Source organism: Flavobacterium sp. ZB4R12, from assembly GCF_048276375.1.
GTDB lineage: Bacteria > Bacteroidota > Bacteroidia > Flavobacteriales > Flavobacteriaceae > Flavobacterium > Flavobacterium gawalongense.
Genome location: NZ_JBLNKS010000005.1, coordinates 1 through 17,144 on the forward strand (window position 1 = coordinate 1; position 17,144 = coordinate 17,144).

The 17,144-nt window shown below is 35.2% G+C and carries 15 protein-coding genes; 4 read left to right on the forward strand and 11 right to left on the reverse strand.

Annotated elements, in window-relative coordinates:
* The first annotated feature begins 281 nt into the window (after positions 1-281).
* The gene (locus tag ACNO7W_RS04595) at positions 282-1,079 is read left to right on the forward strand and encodes a trypsin-like serine protease (RefSeq protein ID WP_417937205.1); all 798 of its coding nucleotides are present in this window, start codon (positions 282-284) and stop codon (positions 1,077-1,079) included.
* A gap of 231 nt (positions 1,080-1,310) precedes the next feature.
* Entirely contained in the window at positions 1,311-1,766 is a 456-nt protein-coding gene (locus tag ACNO7W_RS04600; RefSeq protein WP_417937206.1) for a TerB family tellurite resistance protein, read from the forward strand.
* Positions 1,767-2,431: 665 nt separating this feature from the next.
* Here the strand turns inward: ACNO7W_RS04600 and ACNO7W_RS04605 are convergent.
* The 3 genes from ACNO7W_RS04605 to ACNO7W_RS04615 are packed head-to-tail and all read right to left on the reverse strand — an operon-like array spanning position 2,432 to position 8,204.
* Entirely contained in the window at positions 2,432-3,520 is a 1,089-nt protein-coding gene (locus ACNO7W_RS04605) for an efflux RND transporter periplasmic adaptor subunit (RefSeq protein ID WP_417937207.1), read from the reverse strand.
* Positions 3,510-6,800: an efflux RND transporter permease subunit gene (locus ACNO7W_RS04610; protein ID WP_417937208.1), complete on the reverse strand. Its 3,291-nt coding sequence runs from the start codon at positions 6,798-6,800 to the stop codon at positions 3,510-3,512. Before ACNO7W_RS04610 ends, ACNO7W_RS04605 begins: the two co-directional genes overlap by 11 nt.
* A gap of 12 nt (positions 6,801-6,812) precedes the next feature.
* Positions 6,813-8,204, reverse strand: coding sequence for a TolC family protein (locus tag ACNO7W_RS04615; RefSeq protein ID WP_417937209.1), 1,392 nt, complete (start codon positions 8,202-8,204; stop codon positions 6,813-6,815).
* A 157-nt stretch (positions 8,205-8,361) separates the two neighbouring features.
* Here ACNO7W_RS04615 and ACNO7W_RS04620 point away from each other — a divergent pair, with 157 nt between their 5' ends.
* Together ACNO7W_RS04620 and ACNO7W_RS04625 are read left to right on the forward strand one after the other, a co-directional pair.
* Entirely contained in the window at positions 8,362-9,393 is a 1,032-nt protein-coding gene (locus ACNO7W_RS04620) for a sensor histidine kinase (protein ID WP_417937210.1), read from the forward strand.
* Positions 9,390-10,091 carry a LytR/AlgR family response regulator transcription factor gene (locus ACNO7W_RS04625; protein WP_417937211.1) on the forward strand — a complete coding sequence of 234 codons (702 nt, stop codon included), beginning with the start codon at positions 9,390-9,392 and terminating at the stop codon, positions 10,089-10,091. The genes ACNO7W_RS04620 and ACNO7W_RS04625 overlap by 4 nt, the downstream gene beginning before the upstream one ends.
* Positions 10,092-10,100: 9 nt before the next feature.
* Here ACNO7W_RS04625 and ACNO7W_RS04630 read toward each other — a convergent pair whose 3' ends face one another.
* The 8 genes from ACNO7W_RS04630 to ACNO7W_RS04665 all read right to left on the reverse strand — a co-directional run bounded on the left by ACNO7W_RS04630 (position 10,101) and on the right by ACNO7W_RS04665 (position 17,124).
* Positions 10,101-11,531 carry an OprD family outer membrane porin gene (locus tag ACNO7W_RS04630; RefSeq protein WP_417937212.1) on the reverse strand — a complete coding sequence of 477 codons (1,431 nt, stop codon included), beginning with the start codon at positions 11,529-11,531 and terminating at the stop codon, positions 10,101-10,103.
* A gap of 141 nt (positions 11,532-11,672) precedes the next feature.
* On the reverse strand, positions 11,673-13,367 hold the full coding sequence (locus ACNO7W_RS04635) for a bifunctional metallophosphatase/5'-nucleotidase (protein WP_417937213.1): 1,695 nt from the start codon (positions 13,365-13,367) through the stop codon (positions 11,673-11,675).
* 108 nt (positions 13,368-13,475) lie between these two features.
* Positions 13,476-13,901, reverse strand: coding sequence for a DsrE family protein (locus ACNO7W_RS04640; RefSeq protein WP_417937214.1), 426 nt, complete (start codon positions 13,899-13,901; stop codon positions 13,476-13,478).
* Positions 13,902-13,910: 9 nt separating this feature from the next.
* On the reverse strand, positions 13,911-14,990 hold the full coding sequence (locus ACNO7W_RS04645) for a c-type cytochrome (protein ID WP_417937215.1): 1,080 nt from the start codon (positions 14,988-14,990) through the stop codon (positions 13,911-13,913).
* Between the two features lie 6 nt (positions 14,991-14,996).
* A complete protein-coding gene (locus ACNO7W_RS04650; RefSeq protein WP_143388668.1) occupies positions 14,997-15,494 on the reverse strand; it encodes a DUF6691 family protein in 498 nt (165 codons plus the stop codon).
* A gap of 11 nt (positions 15,495-15,505) precedes the next feature.
* Positions 15,506-16,069 carry a YeeE/YedE family protein gene (locus ACNO7W_RS04655; RefSeq protein ID WP_417937334.1) on the reverse strand — a complete coding sequence of 188 codons (564 nt, stop codon included), beginning with the start codon at positions 16,067-16,069 and terminating at the stop codon, positions 15,506-15,508.
* Between the two features lie 101 nt (positions 16,070-16,170).
* A complete protein-coding gene (locus ACNO7W_RS04660; protein WP_417937216.1) occupies positions 16,171-16,740 on the reverse strand; it encodes a TlpA family protein disulfide reductase in 570 nt (189 codons plus the stop codon).
* 63 nt (positions 16,741-16,803) lie between these two features.
* Positions 16,804-17,124: a rhodanese-like domain-containing protein gene (locus ACNO7W_RS04665; protein WP_417937217.1), complete on the reverse strand. Its 321-nt coding sequence runs from the start codon at positions 17,122-17,124 to the stop codon at positions 16,804-16,806.
* Positions 17,125-17,144: the final 20 nt, after the last annotated feature.

Genomic DNA, 17,144 nt, shown 5'->3' on the forward strand with positions numbered 1-17,144 from the left:
TTGTTTTCTCTTAAGGCATCGGGATGCTTTTTTTTGTAGTCATAATACTGTTTTTTAATTATATTAGCAAAGTAATTAAAATTCAGATTGGTGCTACCGAAGGTTTAGTTCAACAGCTACTACAACGGATTTGGGCAATAGGCTTAATGGAAAGTTGGTTTTGTATTTGGGATGATTTGGCAAATCCGAAAATAGGGCTTAATTTAATCCCAAACCCGCTGTAGTAGCGGGACGTTGTGTGCAATTGCCAAAAACAATACCAAAGTCATCAATTAAAACATATGAAAAAGATTATTCAGATTATAGGATTTTGCTTTCTATTTTTCAACTTAACTGCTTTTAGTCAATCAATTAAAATGGAAAAGGATTCACTTTGGACAATAGACGAAATTTCTAATATGTCTGTTTATCTATATCAAAAAGTCACAGATACATCAGGAATAGGTGGAACTGGAACAATAATTAATCACAATAAACGATATTTTCTTTTGACCGCAAATCATGTCGCAAAGGAAATGAAAGTAAATTCACAAATTGTTTTTCGCATAACTGGTGATAAACCTATAATTTTAAATCTTTCCTTATTTACTCCTAATCATAAAATTGATTGGATTAATCACAACGAAGCAGATTTATCTATTATTGAACTTTTACCTTTTAATAATGATGTTCAAAAACGATTTGATGAATCATCATTTTCATCAAAGTTTATATACAAGGGACAAGATACTCTACCGAGAGATAATGATGTGACATTTTTTGGTTATCCATTACTTGATTTGAATCTTAAACATTTTTCATCGCTAAGTTTTACTGCATATCTTGCGAGTGGCTTAATTACCAATAAAAGATATGATACTAAATCAAAATGCACTTTTTATTATTTAGATCAACCGAGTATGCAAGGAGCAAGTGGTGGTGGCGTATTTTGTTCAGTCAAAAAAGCAATGTATATGGGTTCTGGTAGGACTTTATTAATTGGAGTTGTTCACGGAACAGCTGGAGATAATACTGGTGGAAAATTAGCTGCAATTACGCCATCATTTTACATTTGGGATTTATTAAATAAATTAAATTAAACTGCACACAACAGCTAGGGTTTCGTTGCGTGCGTAGCACAAACAATGAAACTCGTGTTGAACGGAATCGTTTACACTTTCAATACAGTTTTCCCCAGATTTAGTCAATAGTTTTTAATTTATAGTTGGTCTTATAATTACAGTTTCCCTAACAATCAAATGATAATTTATTCCCAAAGCGGAGCAATGTGTTATAAGGTTCGCAGTAACTTTAACCAAAAAAATAAAAACATGAGTTTATTTGAAAAATTTGGAGAAAAAAATAACACTGCCGAAAATCGCGTAACCTCAGAATTTGAAGCTTGGGTTGGAATTTTATATTCTTGTATTTCCGCGGATAATCAAATTAAGGATTCCGAAACAGCATCATTATCCAAATTGTTATATTCTAAAGAGAAATTTATTGGAATCGATATTGCACCTCTTTATGCAAAATCATATCATTTAAAAACGGAACTGGGGCAGTTAAAATATATTTCTGCTTGTTGTGAACTAATTAAAGAAGAAGATAAAGAAACGGTATTTGCCCTTGCTTTGGAAATATTACTTGCTGATGGCACACTGGGGAAAGAAGAAAAAAACGTGATTGAGGTTCTATCAAAACAACTTAAAATAGATACTGGAATGACCAGTAAAATTATAGAAGTTATATTCTTGAAAAATAAAGGTAATCTTAAAGAAATATAAACAACTGCTGCAAGATTTAGTACTCTGCTTAAAAATAGATGAATTCCAAAATCACTTTTTTTTTTTTTCAAATATCAGTGATAAACCCAAAAGAGGATTTCCGTACGGTCATTCTCTTTTTTTATTTCATAACCTCTTTATATTAAATTAATTGCTTAATTTAGAATATTCAAAATAACAAACAACAAGCCAGCACCAAAAATTCATAAACGTTGTTTTTAAAAATTATTAAACCATCAAAAAGAAAATTAAAATAGCGAAACAAAATATTCACGAAAGACTGCATCGGGAGCCCTATTTTACGCATCCCAGATTAAAGTTTCTTCCCAATATTGTTGTGAATCTGATTAGTTTTATAATCGCATTTGCTGTGATTGGCACTTTGCTTTATTTTATCCTGAATTATTTGATTAAGAAATTTTATCACTTGGATTAAAACAAGTTTTTCATTTGCTAAAAAAAGCTATAAAATCAGTAATTTAAAAAGGTATAAAAAAACCCGTCTCGTTACACTAAACGAGACGGGTTTTTTCTTTTACTTTTGTTTTTTTTAAATTATAATTTTTATTGTTGTTAGTTTCACTAACATTGAATTTGAGTGCAGCTGTTTAAAAACAAAAATAGTGTTGCCTAAATAATTAAAAATCATACTTATTTCGAAAAAGCTACTTCACTGCTGTACCATCTTTAATTTCTTCTGAAACCACTTTTACAAGGAGGGAATTTTCAGGAATATTCCCAAAAATTTCGACCCGATTTTCCAATTCTCGACCTTTCTGAACTGGTGTTTTTATCGTTTTATTATTTTCTACTCTCAACACATAAACGCCGTCACTGGAAGTCACAACGGAAGATTTCGGCACAACATAATTGCTGTCTTTTGCCTTCAAAGGCAAAAGAACTTCAGCAACCATTCCTGGCAATAGTTTTTTAGTTTTATTGACAACATCCAGTTCCACGCGTTCGGATCGGAGTCTGCTGTCTAAAGCTCCAGACATACGCGCTATTTTAGCATTAAAAGTCTGGTTATTGATTGATTTTACATTAAAAGTCAGTTCATTACCAATTTTTAGATAGCCGGTGTAAAGCTCAGGAACATAGACTGACAAACGCAATTTAACCTGCTGTTGGAGGGTAAACAAAGGTGACTCCGATCCTTTTCCTGCTGGACCAACATAGGCACCAGGATTTACATTCCTAGCTGAGATGATTCCGTCAAAAGGCGCTCGAATTTCCAGATAGCTTTTCATAATCGTAATTTCTTTATAAGCTGCTTTAGTTGCCATATATTGAGCATAATCGAAATTTTTTCGGGCAGTAGCCTGTTCCAGATCATTTTTGGAAATTGTTCCTTCTATTTTGCTGGTTTCAAAAAGCCTGTCGAAGGTGCTTTTGCTGGCGGTATAAATGGCTTTTTGCGAAAGCTGTCTGGATTGGGCAGCAGCCAGTTGGGAACTGATTTCCGGCGCTTCCAAAATTATTAATAACTGCCCTTTTTTAACCTGCGAACCAATATCAACTTTGAGTTCTTTGACAAAACTGCTCACTTTGGCATAAATATCCACTTGTTGAAAACCAGTCAGTTCAGCCGGAATACGGAGTTCGGTAGCTAATTTTTCTTTACTGATGGTAAAGGTTTCCATAGCCGGAGCGGTATCTATAGTTACAATTTCTTTCTTTTCAGAATTGCAGCCAATTAAAGTACTTGTCAGCACTAAAAATAAAATCGATGTTTTTAATAATTTATTTTTCATTTTGTTGGTGTAAATGTAAAGATGATATATAATGTTTGCTTTCCTTGTCTTCCGGATCTAGGGATATAGATTGTACAGAAGCTTTACCTTGTGCCCAGGAAAAAATCAATGGTAAAATAATCAGTACTGTACAAGTGGAAAATAATAATCCTCCGATTACGGCTCTTCCCAATGGAGAAACCTGATCACCGCCTTCACCATGTCCGATTGCCATCGGAAGCATTCCGGCAATCATTGCTACACTAGTCATAATAATAGGACGAAGCCTCAGAGAAGCGGCTTCACGTGCAGACTGTAGTGCATTGCCGTTGTGTTTTCGCAGTTGTTCAGCATTAGTAACGAGTAAAACGGCATTGGCAATAGAAACTCCAACTGACATGATAATCCCCATATATGATTGTAAATTTAGAGTAGAACCTGTAATAAGGAGTAGTGCTAAAGAGCCTAAAACCACGGCAGGAACAGTTGTTAGGATGACTAATGAAATTTTGAAAGACTGGAAATTAGCCGAAAGCATCAGAAAAATAACTACAATAGCAAGTAATAGGCCCGTTTGGAGACTGCTCATTGTTTCATATAAAACCTTACTTAGGCCAATAGGCTTAATGGACAATCCTCTTGGAAGTTTTCCTAAAGATTCAATTGTTTTCTGCACGGCTTTGGAAGCAGTTCCTAAATCAGTGTGATCAATATTTCCGGTTACTGAAATATAGGGCATGGCTCCGATATTATCATTCTCTCCATAAGTGTGTGAGGATGTAATTGTAGCAACATCACTTAAAACCGGCCGTGATGCATTTTTAAGCAGTGGAATTTCTCTCAAATCATTTATACTTTTCATTTTGTTTAGAGGAACCTGAACTTGAACATTATAGGACAATCCTGCTTTTTCATCAATCCAGGTATTTTTTTCGGTATATCGGGAAGAAGAAGTGGAAGCAATCAATGAACGAGAAATCTCATTCATATCAATTCCCAGCTGGGCCGCACGAGTTCTGTCAATATTAATATCAAGAGTTGGATATTTTATGGGCTGGGCAATCTGTACATCTCTGAAATAATCAATTTTATTCAGTTTTTCGATAAGTTTGTGGGCATATTTTTCATTTAGTTTCTTGTTTTTTCCTGCAATTCTTATTTCAATTGGTGTAGGTGAACCTTGGCTCAGCACTTTGTCCGTTAGTTCAATGGGTTCAAAAGAGATTTTCACATCGGGCAGGATCTTTTTGATTCTCTGACGGAAATCATCTTTAAAAATATCCATATCGGTGTGATATTCTTTCAATCCAATCTGGAAGACCGCTTCATGTGGTCCGGCAGTAAACAAATAGATTGGCGAAACAGAAAATAATGAAGGATGCTGACCTACATACACGGAAGAAATAGCAATGTGTTCTTTTCCGACCATTTTTTCGAGTTCCTTTAGAACAGTTATCGCTTTTTCTTCTGTACGTTCAAGACGTGTTCCATCCGTTGCACGCAGTCTCATTTGGAACTGGCTTGAATTTACCTTAGGAAACACATCTTGGCCTATAATAGTCAGGAATAGTATCGCCAAACCGGTAATAACAAAAAGATATAGTAGCGTAACGGGTTTTCTGTAGGCAAAAAGCCGATCAATCAATAGCATGTAACGGCTTCTGAATCTTTCAAAACGGCTGATTTTGCCATCATTATTAAAATCTTCTCTTTGAATCAGAATTTTCTTCTGGTCAAAAGTATCTTCTTCTGACTCTATTGTCAGTCCAGATGCATTAAATTCAGCTTCGTCATCGGTTATATTCGAATCATGCGGCTTTTTTGGATGTTCTTTCATGAGCCAGTTTGCCATAACCGGAACAAAGGTTTGTGAGAGTAAAAAAGAGACAATCATCGAGAACCCAATTGCTAAAGCTAAAGGGAGAAACAAGGCACCGGGTATTCCAGTCATGGTGAATGCAGGGGCAAAAACGGCTAGAATACAGAGCAGGATTAACAACTTTGGCAAGGCAATTTCTTTACAGGCATCTAATATAGCCAGTGCTTTAGGTTTGCCCATATCAAGGTGTTGATGTATATTTTCGATAGTTACTGTACTTTCGTCCACTAATATTCCAATAGCTAGAGCCAGTCCACTCAACGACATTAGATTTATGGTCTGTCCAAATAATTTTAAGAATAACACACCCGAAATAATAGCAATGGGGATGGTGAGAATTACAATCAAGGCAGCTCTTCGGTCACCTAAAAACAATAAAACCATCAAACCAGTAAGAATAGCACCAATGATACCTTCGGTTATTAAGCTTTTTACAGAGTTGATTACATGTACTGATTGATCGAATTCATACGAAAGTTTTACATCTTTCGGCAAAGTATTTTGGATTTTTGGCAGTTCCGATTTTAATTTTTGAATTACATCCCAAGTAGAAGCATCCCCTGATTTGGCAATGCTAATATAAACAGAGCGTTTGCCGTTGACTAAAGCATACCCGGCAGTAATATCCGCACCGTCCTTTACCGTAGCCACATCGCCAAGGTACAGATTTTGAATACCGCCTTTAAATAAAGGTATCTTCTCAAAATCCTTAACCTCTTTAATGGTATTGTTAGTAGGTGTAATGTAGTTTTTATCACCTATTCTCAAATTTCCTGAAGGGGCGGTTTGGTTGTTGATACGGATGACTTCAACGATTTGGTCCGCTGTCAGGTTATGCGAACGAAGCAAGTCAGGGTCAACATTAACTTCAATAGTTCTTGGGCTTCCGCCGAAAGGGGGAGGAGACAATAATCCTGGAATAGCAGTAAAAGAAGCGCGCACATATACGTTGGCCAAATCCTGAAGTTCATTGTTGGAGCGGGTTTTACTGCTCAAAACCAATTGCCCGACAGGTAATGATGAAGCATCGAAACGAATGATGAACGGAGGCTGGGAGCCCGGTGGGAATACGGCCTGAATCCTGTTAGAAAGTGCGCTGAGTTCAGCAGCAGCCTGAGCCATGTTAGTGTTTTCGTAATAGGTTACCTTCATCAGTGTTAGTCCCTGAATATTTTTTGTTTCAATAGATTTTACTCCGTTGGCAAAAAGCATTACACTAACATAATTTTTTGCAAAATAAGATTCCATCTGATTGGGTGTGTAACCCCCAAAAGGGTGTGCCAGATATATAACCGGAAGATTCATTTTCGGCAGAATATCCACTTTAATGTCACGAACGGCACCTATTCCAAAAAAGAATAATCCAGTTACCAGCACCAATATAGAGATAGGTTTTCGAAGGGCAAAACGTATTAAATTCATCGATTTAAAAAATTAAAATTCATTAATAAATAGGTCAAAATCTCCTATGGCTGCCGCTTTCATCAAAAGTGATTGCCAGACATTGGTGTAAATAATATCGCGGTCGGTTTCCGCACGGTTCAATGCATATAGAGTCTGGGTGACATCCAGAAGGTTGGTCATTCCATTTTTGTACAAAGTGGTTTTCTGCAAATAGGCTTGTTGAGCTGCCTGCACCTGTTTTGGCGCTTCTATAAAATTTTCTATTGCATATTTTATTTTGGCGTCTGCTGCATCCGATTGTGTTTTTAATTGCAGGTCAATCACTTTGTATTCTTCTTGTAAACCTTCTGTAATCAATTTCTGTGCACTGATTTTTTTACTCAGCCTAGCGATGGAGGTCAGGTTCCAAGTAACACCAACGCCTAAAAGATAATTTTGTCGTGAAGGATCAATTCCGTCTAAATAATTTGGGGTAAAGGATTTTTGGTTCGCGGCATAATCTGGGTTAAATCCGGAAGCCCTAGCTTGGTAAATACCAAACAAACTGAAGGTGGGATAGTATTCCTTTTTAAAAAAACGAAGATGTTGTTCGCTGAAATCTATTCTGCTTTTATGATATTGTAATATCGGATTCAAGCTTTTATTTGAGGTTTCCAGAGATAGCATAGCTTTTGGGATTGTCGTTACAAAGGTAGTGTCCAATGCAAAATCCTGAATGGAAACGCTCATTAGTGCGATGAGTTTGTTGTTTTGTTCCTTAACCTGGTCTTTCACCTGATTTAGTGTGATTTTGGATCTGGAAACTTCGGCGGAAGCTAGTGTGGAATCTACTCCGGGAAGCAGTCCGTTTTTTACTCTTACTGCTGTAATATTTTGAAAGATAGCCGCCCTTTCGAGATTTTTTCTCTGAGAAATCAATAAGCGCTGACTAGCAAGTAAATTGAGGTATGCAGCTGCTATTTTAATTTTATGCTGGAATTTTTCCTGATTCAGATCTTTTTCGAAACGCTGTGCATCCGCTTTAGACAGATTTATTTTTTGTTTCATTCGGCCAAAAGTGAAAAAATCCCAATTGGCATTGACCAAGTATAAAGCTCCGAAAGCAGCATTCCAATTTTGTTTTTCCAACGGAAGTCCCGAAGAAGCCACTCCGAGTCCGCCAAAACCATAAAGCGGCCCATTTTGTCCGTTAACAGTTCCGTAGTCCTGTTGTGCAGAGAGATTGATATTCGGTAGATATTCTCTACGAACCTGTTTAACAGTTTCTTTGGAAGCATTGACATAATTGCTTTTTGCTTTTATCGTTCCGTAATTGGCAATTCCGGTTTCCAGCGCCTCTTTTAGCGAAAGCGTCTGGGAAAAACCCTCGGAAAAGAAAATCAGAAATAGAAAAAGGGTTAGTTTTTTTTTTGTCATTATCATGTTAAGAATAAATTTGAAATGCAAATCTAGCCTGTGGAATTCCTTTTGGACTGTTATAAATGACGAACACTTTTTATAAATGATGAATTGAATTGGTCATTATATCAGTTAAAATTTAAATTATATGTTGTTTCTTTGAGACTTTAATTCCTTATAAATGAAATGGAAATTTAAACCGATTTTGGAAAATAAATGGGAGCAGGAAACTGCTATTTTGGTTTTTTCTTTTATACTTTTTACGCTCAACGACTGGGTTTTTATACAGAGTTGGAAAGGTTTCAGTAACGGTTTACTCTATTTTTTTGTATTGTATTTTCATGCACAGCTCAATCGCTTTTTTTTGCTTCCAGTTTTATTAAAAAAACACCGTCCGGTTTTATATTTAATCCTTACCGTTGGATTAATAGCACTGTTTACGGCCTTTTTGTATGAAGTTTCGACGGAGTTTATTTATAAAAACTGTTTTTTATACAAATCAGCTCATCAAAAAAGCTATCAGTTTCAGTTTGCCACACTGTCTGGAACATTGGTTTGTATCTTGGGAACCATACAGATTTTAGAACATTATCGGGATCAAAAAAAGAAGTCAAATAAAGCGCTGTTATACAACCAGGTTCAGCTTAATGCGTTAAAGAACCAGTTCAATCCCCATTTTTTGTTTAATACCATGAATACACTTTATGGAATTAGCCTTCAATATCCGGAACGCACTTCGGAAATGATTATGGAAGTTTCACAACTAATGCGGTATCAGGTGGAGCAAGGGAATAAGGAGTTTGTTTTTTTAGAAAACGAAATCACGTTTATTACCAGCTACATACAACTGGAAAAAGAAAGGGTAGGTTACCGCTGTAGTATTGATTTCAATTATGAATGCGATCAGGAAGGACACTACGAAATTGCACCGATGCTGTTAATTACTTTTATTGAGAACGCTTTTAAACACGGAGCTGCTACAATTGAAAAGTGTTTTGTAACAATTGATATAAAGATCAGGAGAGGAAAATTGTACTTGGAAGTGTCCAATTCGGTTCCGCAGCATAAGAAGAAAGTGGCTTCTAATAAAATTGGTCTGAAAAATACGTTAGAAAGACTGGAAATTGTATATCCGAAAAAACACAATCTCAAAATCACGCAAAATGAGCAAGCTTATAATGTTAATTTAGAAATTCAACTCAACCGCGCATGACCGTAAGAAAATGTATTATAGTAGACGATGAACCTGTCGCGCATTATGTGTTGGTGAATTATATCAGTCAAAACCCACAATTGGAACTGGTGAAACAGTGTTATAACAGTATTGAAGCCTTAAATTATCTTCGGTCGAATGTTGTTGATTTGATGTTTTTAGACATTGACATGCCTGAAATTACAGGATTGGAACTTTTACGAACTCTGAATGAACCGCCTAAAACAATATTGACCACAGCCTATTCGGAATTTGCATTGGAGAGTTATGAATTCGGCGTATTTGATTATTTATTGAAGCCCATCTATTTCCCCCGTTTTTTAAAATCTATAGAGCGTTTCTTTTCTTCTTATACTGATGAAAAGCCCAAAATTAACAACCAAATTATTGCAGTAAAAATCGATGGGTTTATGCTTGATCTGAATGTAAATGACATTCTTTTTGCCCAGAGCTATGGCAATTACGTAAAAATTTTTACGCTCAAAAAAATCTATCTCGCCTCGATGACGACTAATGAATTGGAAAATAGTCTTTCATCAGAATATTTTATGCGCGTTCATAAGTCCTATATTGTTGCGATTGATAAAATTAAGGATTGGGAACGAAATACGGTCATCATCAATAACGAGAAAATCCCAGTGGGCATTACCTACAGGAGAGCATTGACAGAGCGATTAAAGTTTAATAATAATCAATAAGATAAAATATCAAAAATTAAAATTGAGTATAAAATTGGTGGTACTCATATTCGTTTTGTTGAAAACATAATTTTTGTTGTCGTAGGTTTCACCCAGGTTGAATTTATGCACATATAATAGTTGTACATCAAAACCTTTCAACAATCCTTGAAATTCATAACGAATATCAGCATTAGTCTGCACATAAGATGGCAATCCATATTTGTTTAATGCAACGTTTTTTACATCCGGCAAATCAAAATAGCCCACAGCCAGATGTGATTTGAATGTCTTTTTAGGATTCGTATATTGTATTTTAGTCATCAATGCATTTACATCACCAAAGCCTTCATTTCGTTCTCTGGGCATAAAGGTGTAAAATGGGTCTCGTCCCCATTCTCGTGGCATTAAATACCTTCCTTTGGCTGTTATTCGGTTGTAGTTTAAAGTCAATTTCAAAGTGCTGTTTTTCCAACCGAATCTTCCGCCAAAAGTTTGAGAATTACCGTTTTTTTGAAAATAGGTTTTGCTTTGATTTTCATTTCCACCAAAATCCAGTGCGTTTTGGTAAATAGTCTGAAACCCAAAAAGTAATTTCGAGTTTGGATTCAAATCGTATGTATAGTCCATTTGGAACAATACTGAATTAAACAGATTTTCAGCATATTGATTCCACAAAAGTGTTTTTAAATTCTTTACCGATTCATTTTGTATGCCAATAATATAAATTCCATTACTGTCTAAATTCCCTGCATAACCGGATTTTGTTCCATCAGGATTCACGCCTGTTGGATAAATCCCTATGGATTCTCCAACTTTAAAGTATTTCAGCGTGCTTCGTGGTGAAATTCCGTAGAGGTAGCCCACATTGATTTTAGTCTTTTTTATTTCATTAAAATCTACCCAAATACCATCCACTTCTGTAGGACGCATTCGGCCATCTTGAAGGTTTATAAATGAAGTATTCAGGAGTTGCTTTCCAAGGGTTATATTCGAATTTTTATAGTTGTATTTTAAATATAATTCTTCTAATCGGCTTAAATTGTCTTTGTTTGATGGGTTTTGAATATCAAAAAGTGCTAGTTCATATCGATTGGGAGCATTGGTGATGGGATCTTTTTCAGTAAAATCAGAGGAACCAATATTAAAAATATAATAGCCGCTTACGCCAAATTGAAAATTATGAAACTTAGCGGTTTCAAACTTTACGCCTCCGCCAAGGGCATTCGAATAATAATCAGATACCCCCTTTTCATTATTGGTATTCATGAAAAAATAGCGAAAATGTCCACTGAAATGTCCATTTTTGAAAGCATTTAAAATCGAGGTGGAATCAATTTTTTCGTTACTTTTTTCTTTCCAAACTGTTGGCTTCTCAGAAATTTCCTGATGTTGTGCTATTATATTTATAGAAAAAAGGATGGAAGTTAACAGGTAAATTATAGGGAAATACTTTTTCATTTTTTGACTTTTAGATTTGATACAAAAATAATCCCATCAGTATAAATTGGGAGTAACTTTTATCACAGTTACCTCTTAAAAAATAAAGTCGAATGCTTTTGACATTCGACTTTAAAAACGGATTACTTTACGACTGAAAAACTACCTAAAAGTATAATCAACTCCAGTAACTTGCGTTAATAGTGTCTCTGGAGCATCAAGAATTATGGCGTTTTTTTGAGGTGTTGGCGTAACTGGAGAGTTTTGTTTTAAGTATTCTCTCATTACTGTATGCAAGGTTGAATTTGTGTTTTTGACATCCATAACTCCTTTCATTCTGCAAAGCATATCCACAGGATCGCCATCGCGTTCACACGCCATGATTGTATATAATTTTTCAGGATCTATCGGAATATTTTTTACGGTAATGCTTTGCACTCTTTTGTCCATTTCTGCAAAAGCATTGAATCGTACTTCCATTCCTTTGAATTTTACGACCCAACCGCCAAAACGTTTTGAAGCGTCTTGTGCAAAAACATTATTTAATTCTTTTTCCAACCAATTTTTCAATTGTTTTCCGGTAACTCTGGCAGTTCGTACGGTGCTGTCCACAGGTAACATATCAAAAATAAATCCGTTTGTGATGGGAATATTTCCAGTTTCATCCGGAGTTGTTTTGGGTGGACAAAAACGGAATCCATTAGAAAGATTAATATCAATTTCAGGAAATTTCCAGTGTAAAGCATTCAGAATCATCGTATCAATTGGATTTTCAACCACAAAATAACGGTACAGAGGAATCGTGCTATAGCCAATAACCTGATTGATTTTTTCTTGGCAAACGGCTTCTTTCTCTTTTAATAATTTTTCGATTTTGGCATCGGGCTTTATTTTTGGAGAATCAACTTCAATTAATTCATAGTTGTCTTCAATGACTTTTCCGTTGAGAATGGTCAAATCTAATTTTCCAATAAACGAACCGAACGCTCCTGGTTCTACCACTTTTGAATATTTACAAACAATAGGTTTGCGGACTCTTTCGTGCGTGTCACCACCTAAAATATAATTTACCCCTTCACATTCCGGTCGGTTTGCCAACGCTATTTGCTGGGATAAACCCAGGTGTGCAATTATAATTACATAACTGCATTGTTCCTGATTTCTTAGCACATCCACATAATGAGCCAGATTTTCTTCGGGGTTTGTGTATAGAATTCCTTTGCTGTAATTTGGACTTTGTCGCAAGGGTACCAATGGATCGGTGTATCCTAAAAACCCAATTTTTGCTCCGGCAATATGCCAAATCGCATACGGCTGAAAAATAAGTTCACCTCGTTTTCCTTCGCCTAAATCATGGTACATATTGGTACAAATTTTTGGTGCATCGAGAGAACCCATCAGCGTTTGCATTTTTCTTTTTCCATAAATAACTTCCCAATTTCCGGGAAGATATAAGTCATAATTTAAAGCATTTAAAATGGGAACAAAAGCTTCACCCGTAGTTTCAACACTTAATTCACTGCCTTGAAACATATCACCCGTATCAATGATATAGGTATTTGGGTTTTCCCTTTTTAATTGTTTCAGTAGGGTTGCCATATAGGCATAACCCCCGGTTTTTCTAAAAACGGCTTTCTCATTTTCCCAAAATAACTCATCATGTGGATGAATCTGACAATGCACATCGGTGGTTTGAAGAATGGAAATTGTTTGGGGTTTGCTTCGGTCAATTTCTATTTCCAAGTTGGTTTCTTCGGTCTGATTTGTATTTGCAATAGTGGAAAGAGGCGAAATAATTGCTGCACCAAGACCTAATGTCCCTACTGATTTAAGAAAATTTCTTCGGTTATTGCTCATGTTTTTAATTTTATAGGTTCAGTTTTTAGCAGATTTTAACGGGAAAACCTACAGCCAAACAAATGGTGTAGGATTGTGCAAAATTTTAATTGGCAATTTTAAATTGATTTAGAATCCACCTCTGATATAACTCCAGCCTTGTTCTTGTTTTTCAACAATTTCGGCAATTCCAGCGGGCACATATTCTGCTTCTGGAATAAATTGATCTTTTGTTATTTTTCGACTTTTCATCGAGTTTTCACAAACTACAAAACGAACTCCTTTGGCATGAAGCGCTTTTATCGCTGCTATATGCTTTGATTTTGTAGGCATTAAAAATTCTAATCCCATATTATAAATGACCACTTCGTATTTTGCATTAGGCCAATGCGTCGTTATATTTTTTAGCTGGTTTGCAAATGCTTTCTGTTGTAAAGTATCATTAGCATTGGTAAACTGAAATATTATTTTGTGGTTGTTCGATTTTTTTTGTGCCAATGCGCCAATAGAAATCAAGCTAAATAGAAGAACAAATAAAAGCGTTAGGTTTTTCATAATTGAGTTTTAAGATTGTTTTTTTTCGTTTTTCTTTTTTTCGTCTTTTATTGGTTTATAAGGACCGAATTTATGTTGCGCTTCAGTAAACGTATCCGAAAAAGGACCAAAAGGATGATCGACCGGTTTTTTAGAAATATCAGGCCAATCTTGACTTAAATCTTTGGATGGTCTTGGTTGGTTTTCCACATAGGCTGCAATATCCCAAGCTTCTTCATCCGATAATTGTGGATTTTCATAGGTTGCTCCCAGTGGCATATTATATTTTATATACCCTGCAAAGCGGCTGATTCTAAATAATCCAGCACCATTATTATAGGAGTTAGCACCCCATAATGGGGGATAGGTATATTCTTTTTTATCTTCTGCCAAAATCCCTTGACCATTTACTTGATGGCAGCTGGCACATTTGGCATCATACAAAGCTTTTCCTTTTGCAGGATCGGCTACGCAATCTAAATACTCCAAATCATATATTCCGGAGGCGTACCCTTCTTTGCCTTTAGGAACATTACTGCCAATATATTCAATGTACGCAATCATGGCTTTCATTTCTTTTTCATCCTCTTTGAGTGGCTGTCCATTTAAACTTCTTTCCATGCAATCGTTAACCCTTTTGTAAAGGTTTTCCACTTGCCCGCTTCGCGCTCTCATTTTTGGATACATAGAATATACGGAGCCGTAGTTATTTCCCCAAGCTTTTGTACCGGCATCTAAATGGCAATTGTTACAATTCATACCATTGGTAATTTTCTTAACACTACCATTTGGACCCAAATATTTAGCGGTATGCGCAATTAATTCTTTGCCATATTCCACTTTTTCTTTTAAGGTGGCATCTGTAATCAGACTAATATCAGCGGGTTTCCAAGCTTTTGCCATTTCATTTTGTACAAGCACCTTTTTTTCTGCTTCAATGTAAAGGGAATCGAGTTCCGTATCACTATTTTGAAACCAAGAAGTGATTGATGAATTGAAAAACAAAAAAAAGAACACTGTTATTACTAAGAAAATAATAGTTGTAAACAGATAAATCAGCCTTTTTACAAGCGATTTAAATTGGAGTATATTTTGTTTTTCTGGATTCATACTTTTTTAATGAGGCAGTTTATCTCTAAAATATCCATATACCCAAGTTCCCACTATTGCAAAAAATAGGGTAACAATCATTACAGTTGCGCCAGTTCCAATTTGTGCAAACAAAGGTCCAGGACATGCTCCTGTTATTGCCCAACCCAATCCAAAGAGGAGTCCACCATAAATTTGACCTTTGTTGAACGTTTTGTCATGGAACTCAATTTTCTCACCATAAATGGTTTTAATATTGAATTTTTTTATCAGGAAAACGGATATTATCCCAACAACAACAGCACTTCCTATAACGCCATACATGTGAAAGGATTGAAAACGAAACATTTCCTGAATGCGATACCAACTGATGATTTCGGCTTTGATGAAAACAATACCAAACAATAAACCGATGACTAAGTATTTTAAATTATGGTACCATTTGTGTTCTAATTGACTCTCGTTGATACAAACAGTATCTAAGGAACGAGTTTCGAAATCTGTATTTTTATCTTTAATTTGCATAGCTACTAATTTTAAAGTGAAAGGATAAAAGGTAAAATAAGATTTGCCATAATCAATCCGCCAACGAAGAAACAACAAGTTGCAATAAGCGAAGGCAATTGTAAATTAGACAAACCAGAAATAGCGTGACCACTGGTGCATCCTCCCGCATAACGAGAACCAAAACCAATAAAGAAACCACCTATAACCATCATAAAAAATCCTTTAAGTGTAAATAAATTTTTCCACGAGAATAATTGTTCGGGTAACATTCCGTTGATGTTTGTAATTCCGTAAGTAGCTAATTCTGTTTTTAGATTAGCGTTAATACTAATTGGATCCGGATTTGATAAAAAACTGAAAGCAATAACACCACCAATTATAATACCCAATACGAAGAACATATTCCAGATTTCTTTTTTCCAATCGTATTTGAAAAAAGCAATATTTGCTGGTAAGCACATCGCACAGGTGTGACGTAATGAGGCACTAATACCAAATGATTTGTTTCCAATTATTAATAAAGCCGGAACTGTAAGTCCAACTAATGGGCCTGCTATATACCAAGGCCAAGGTTCTTTGATTAATTCTAAAATTTGCATATTTATTGATTTATTACTGCAAAGATTATATTTATAAATGAGTAGTTGTGTTACTTTTGTCACACAACAAAAAAATTAAAAAAATTACATTGATTTTATTTTCTAATGTAATGATCTAACTTTTCTCTGAACGAATCACTATTCCAATTTGCAGTTCCAATTTTGGCTAAAATCACATTTCCTTGTTTGTCAATAAGATAAGTGGCTGGAATTGTAGACGACTCCATTTCTAAAGGAGGATTAGTAACCGATTGATAGATAGGAAGCGTTAAATTTTCTTTGACTAAAAACGCATTTGCTCTTTCAAAAGAATCAGTTGTTACAAATAAAAACACAATTTTATCCTGATAGTCAGCATATAATTTTTGCATACTTGGCATTTCGGCAATACAGGGCGGACACCATGTGGCCCAGAAATTAATGAATATTATTTTTCCTTTGTATTCTTCCAATGTCACACTTTTACCGGTAGCATCGACTAATTGCCATTGGTAACTGGAGAGCATTTTTTGATCTGTTACAGCAATCGTTTTGGGCGAAAAAGCAATTAAGCGGTTTAATTGTATTTTTACAAAAGTGCCCAAAGGACTAAACAGAAGTAGTGCTATAAATATGATAAAAGCAATATTTTGAATAGTATATTTTTTTGGTGTTTTCCAGTTCATTTTTTATTTTTTTGAATCATTACTTTCTGAAAAGAAAGAATCCCGACGTTATAGCTTTATACTTTATTTTAAATTCAACCATTCATTCGTTCCACCGCAAAGCCAATTTGCATTGTACCCCATTTTCTTTAAAAGTTTGGCTCCATCCATCGACCTTCCTCCACCTTTGCCACAAGCTATAATAATTTTATGGTCTTTTTTGATCTGATTTATTTGGTTTTCAATTTCTGACAAAGCAATATTTATGGCTTCCGGGATATGGTAATTTTCAAATTCTTCTTTGGAACGAACATCAATAATCTGTATTTTTTCATTTTGCTGAAGTGCTTGTTTTACTTCTTCGACTTGAATACATTCATTTGCTGTATTATCTATTTCTTTCATATTGTTTGTATTAGTTATTT

Bases quoted from the DNA above. Each gene is read 5' to 3' on its own strand.
- ACNO7W_RS04595 (WP_417937205.1), top strand. From the start codon at position 282: ATGAAAAAGATTATTCAGATTATAGGATTTTGCTTTCTATTTTTCAAC.
- ACNO7W_RS04600 (WP_417937206.1), top strand. From the start codon at position 1,311: ATGAGTTTATTTGAAAAATTTGGAGAAAAAAATAACACTGCCGAAAAT.
- ACNO7W_RS04605 (WP_417937207.1), bottom strand. From the start codon at position 3,520: ATGAAAAATAAATTATTAAAAACATCGATTTTATTTTTAGTGCTGACA.
- ACNO7W_RS04610 (WP_417937208.1), bottom strand. From the start codon at position 6,800: ATGAATTTAATACGTTTTGCCCTTCGAAAACCTATCTCTATATTGGTG.
- ACNO7W_RS04615 (WP_417937209.1), bottom strand. From the start codon at position 8,204: ATGATAATGACAAAAAAAAAACTAACCCTTTTTCTATTTCTGATTTTC.
- ACNO7W_RS04620 (WP_417937210.1), top strand. From the start codon at position 8,362: ATGAAATGGAAATTTAAACCGATTTTGGAAAATAAATGGGAGCAGGAA.
- ACNO7W_RS04625 (WP_417937211.1), top strand. From the start codon at position 9,390: ATGACCGTAAGAAAATGTATTATAGTAGACGATGAACCTGTCGCGCAT.
- ACNO7W_RS04630 (WP_417937212.1), bottom strand. From the start codon at position 11,531: ATGAAAAAGTATTTCCCTATAATTTACCTGTTAACTTCCATCCTTTTT.
- ACNO7W_RS04635 (WP_417937213.1), bottom strand. From the start codon at position 13,367: ATGAGCAATAACCGAAGAAATTTTCTTAAATCAGTAGGGACATTAGGT.
- ACNO7W_RS04640 (WP_417937214.1), bottom strand. From the start codon at position 13,901: ATGAAAAACCTAACGCTTTTATTTGTTCTTCTATTTAGCTTGATTTCT.
- ACNO7W_RS04645 (WP_417937215.1), bottom strand. From the start codon at position 14,990: ATGAATCCAGAAAAACAAAATATACTCCAATTTAAATCGCTTGTAAAA.
- ACNO7W_RS04650 (WP_143388668.1), bottom strand. From the start codon at position 15,494: ATGCAAATTAAAGATAAAAATACAGATTTCGAAACTCGTTCCTTAGAT.
- ACNO7W_RS04660 (WP_417937216.1), bottom strand. From the start codon at position 16,740: ATGAACTGGAAAACACCAAAAAAATATACTATTCAAAATATTGCTTTT.
- ACNO7W_RS04665 (WP_417937217.1), bottom strand. From the start codon at position 17,124: ATGAAAGAAATAGATAATACAGCAAATGAATGTATTCAAGTCGAAGAA.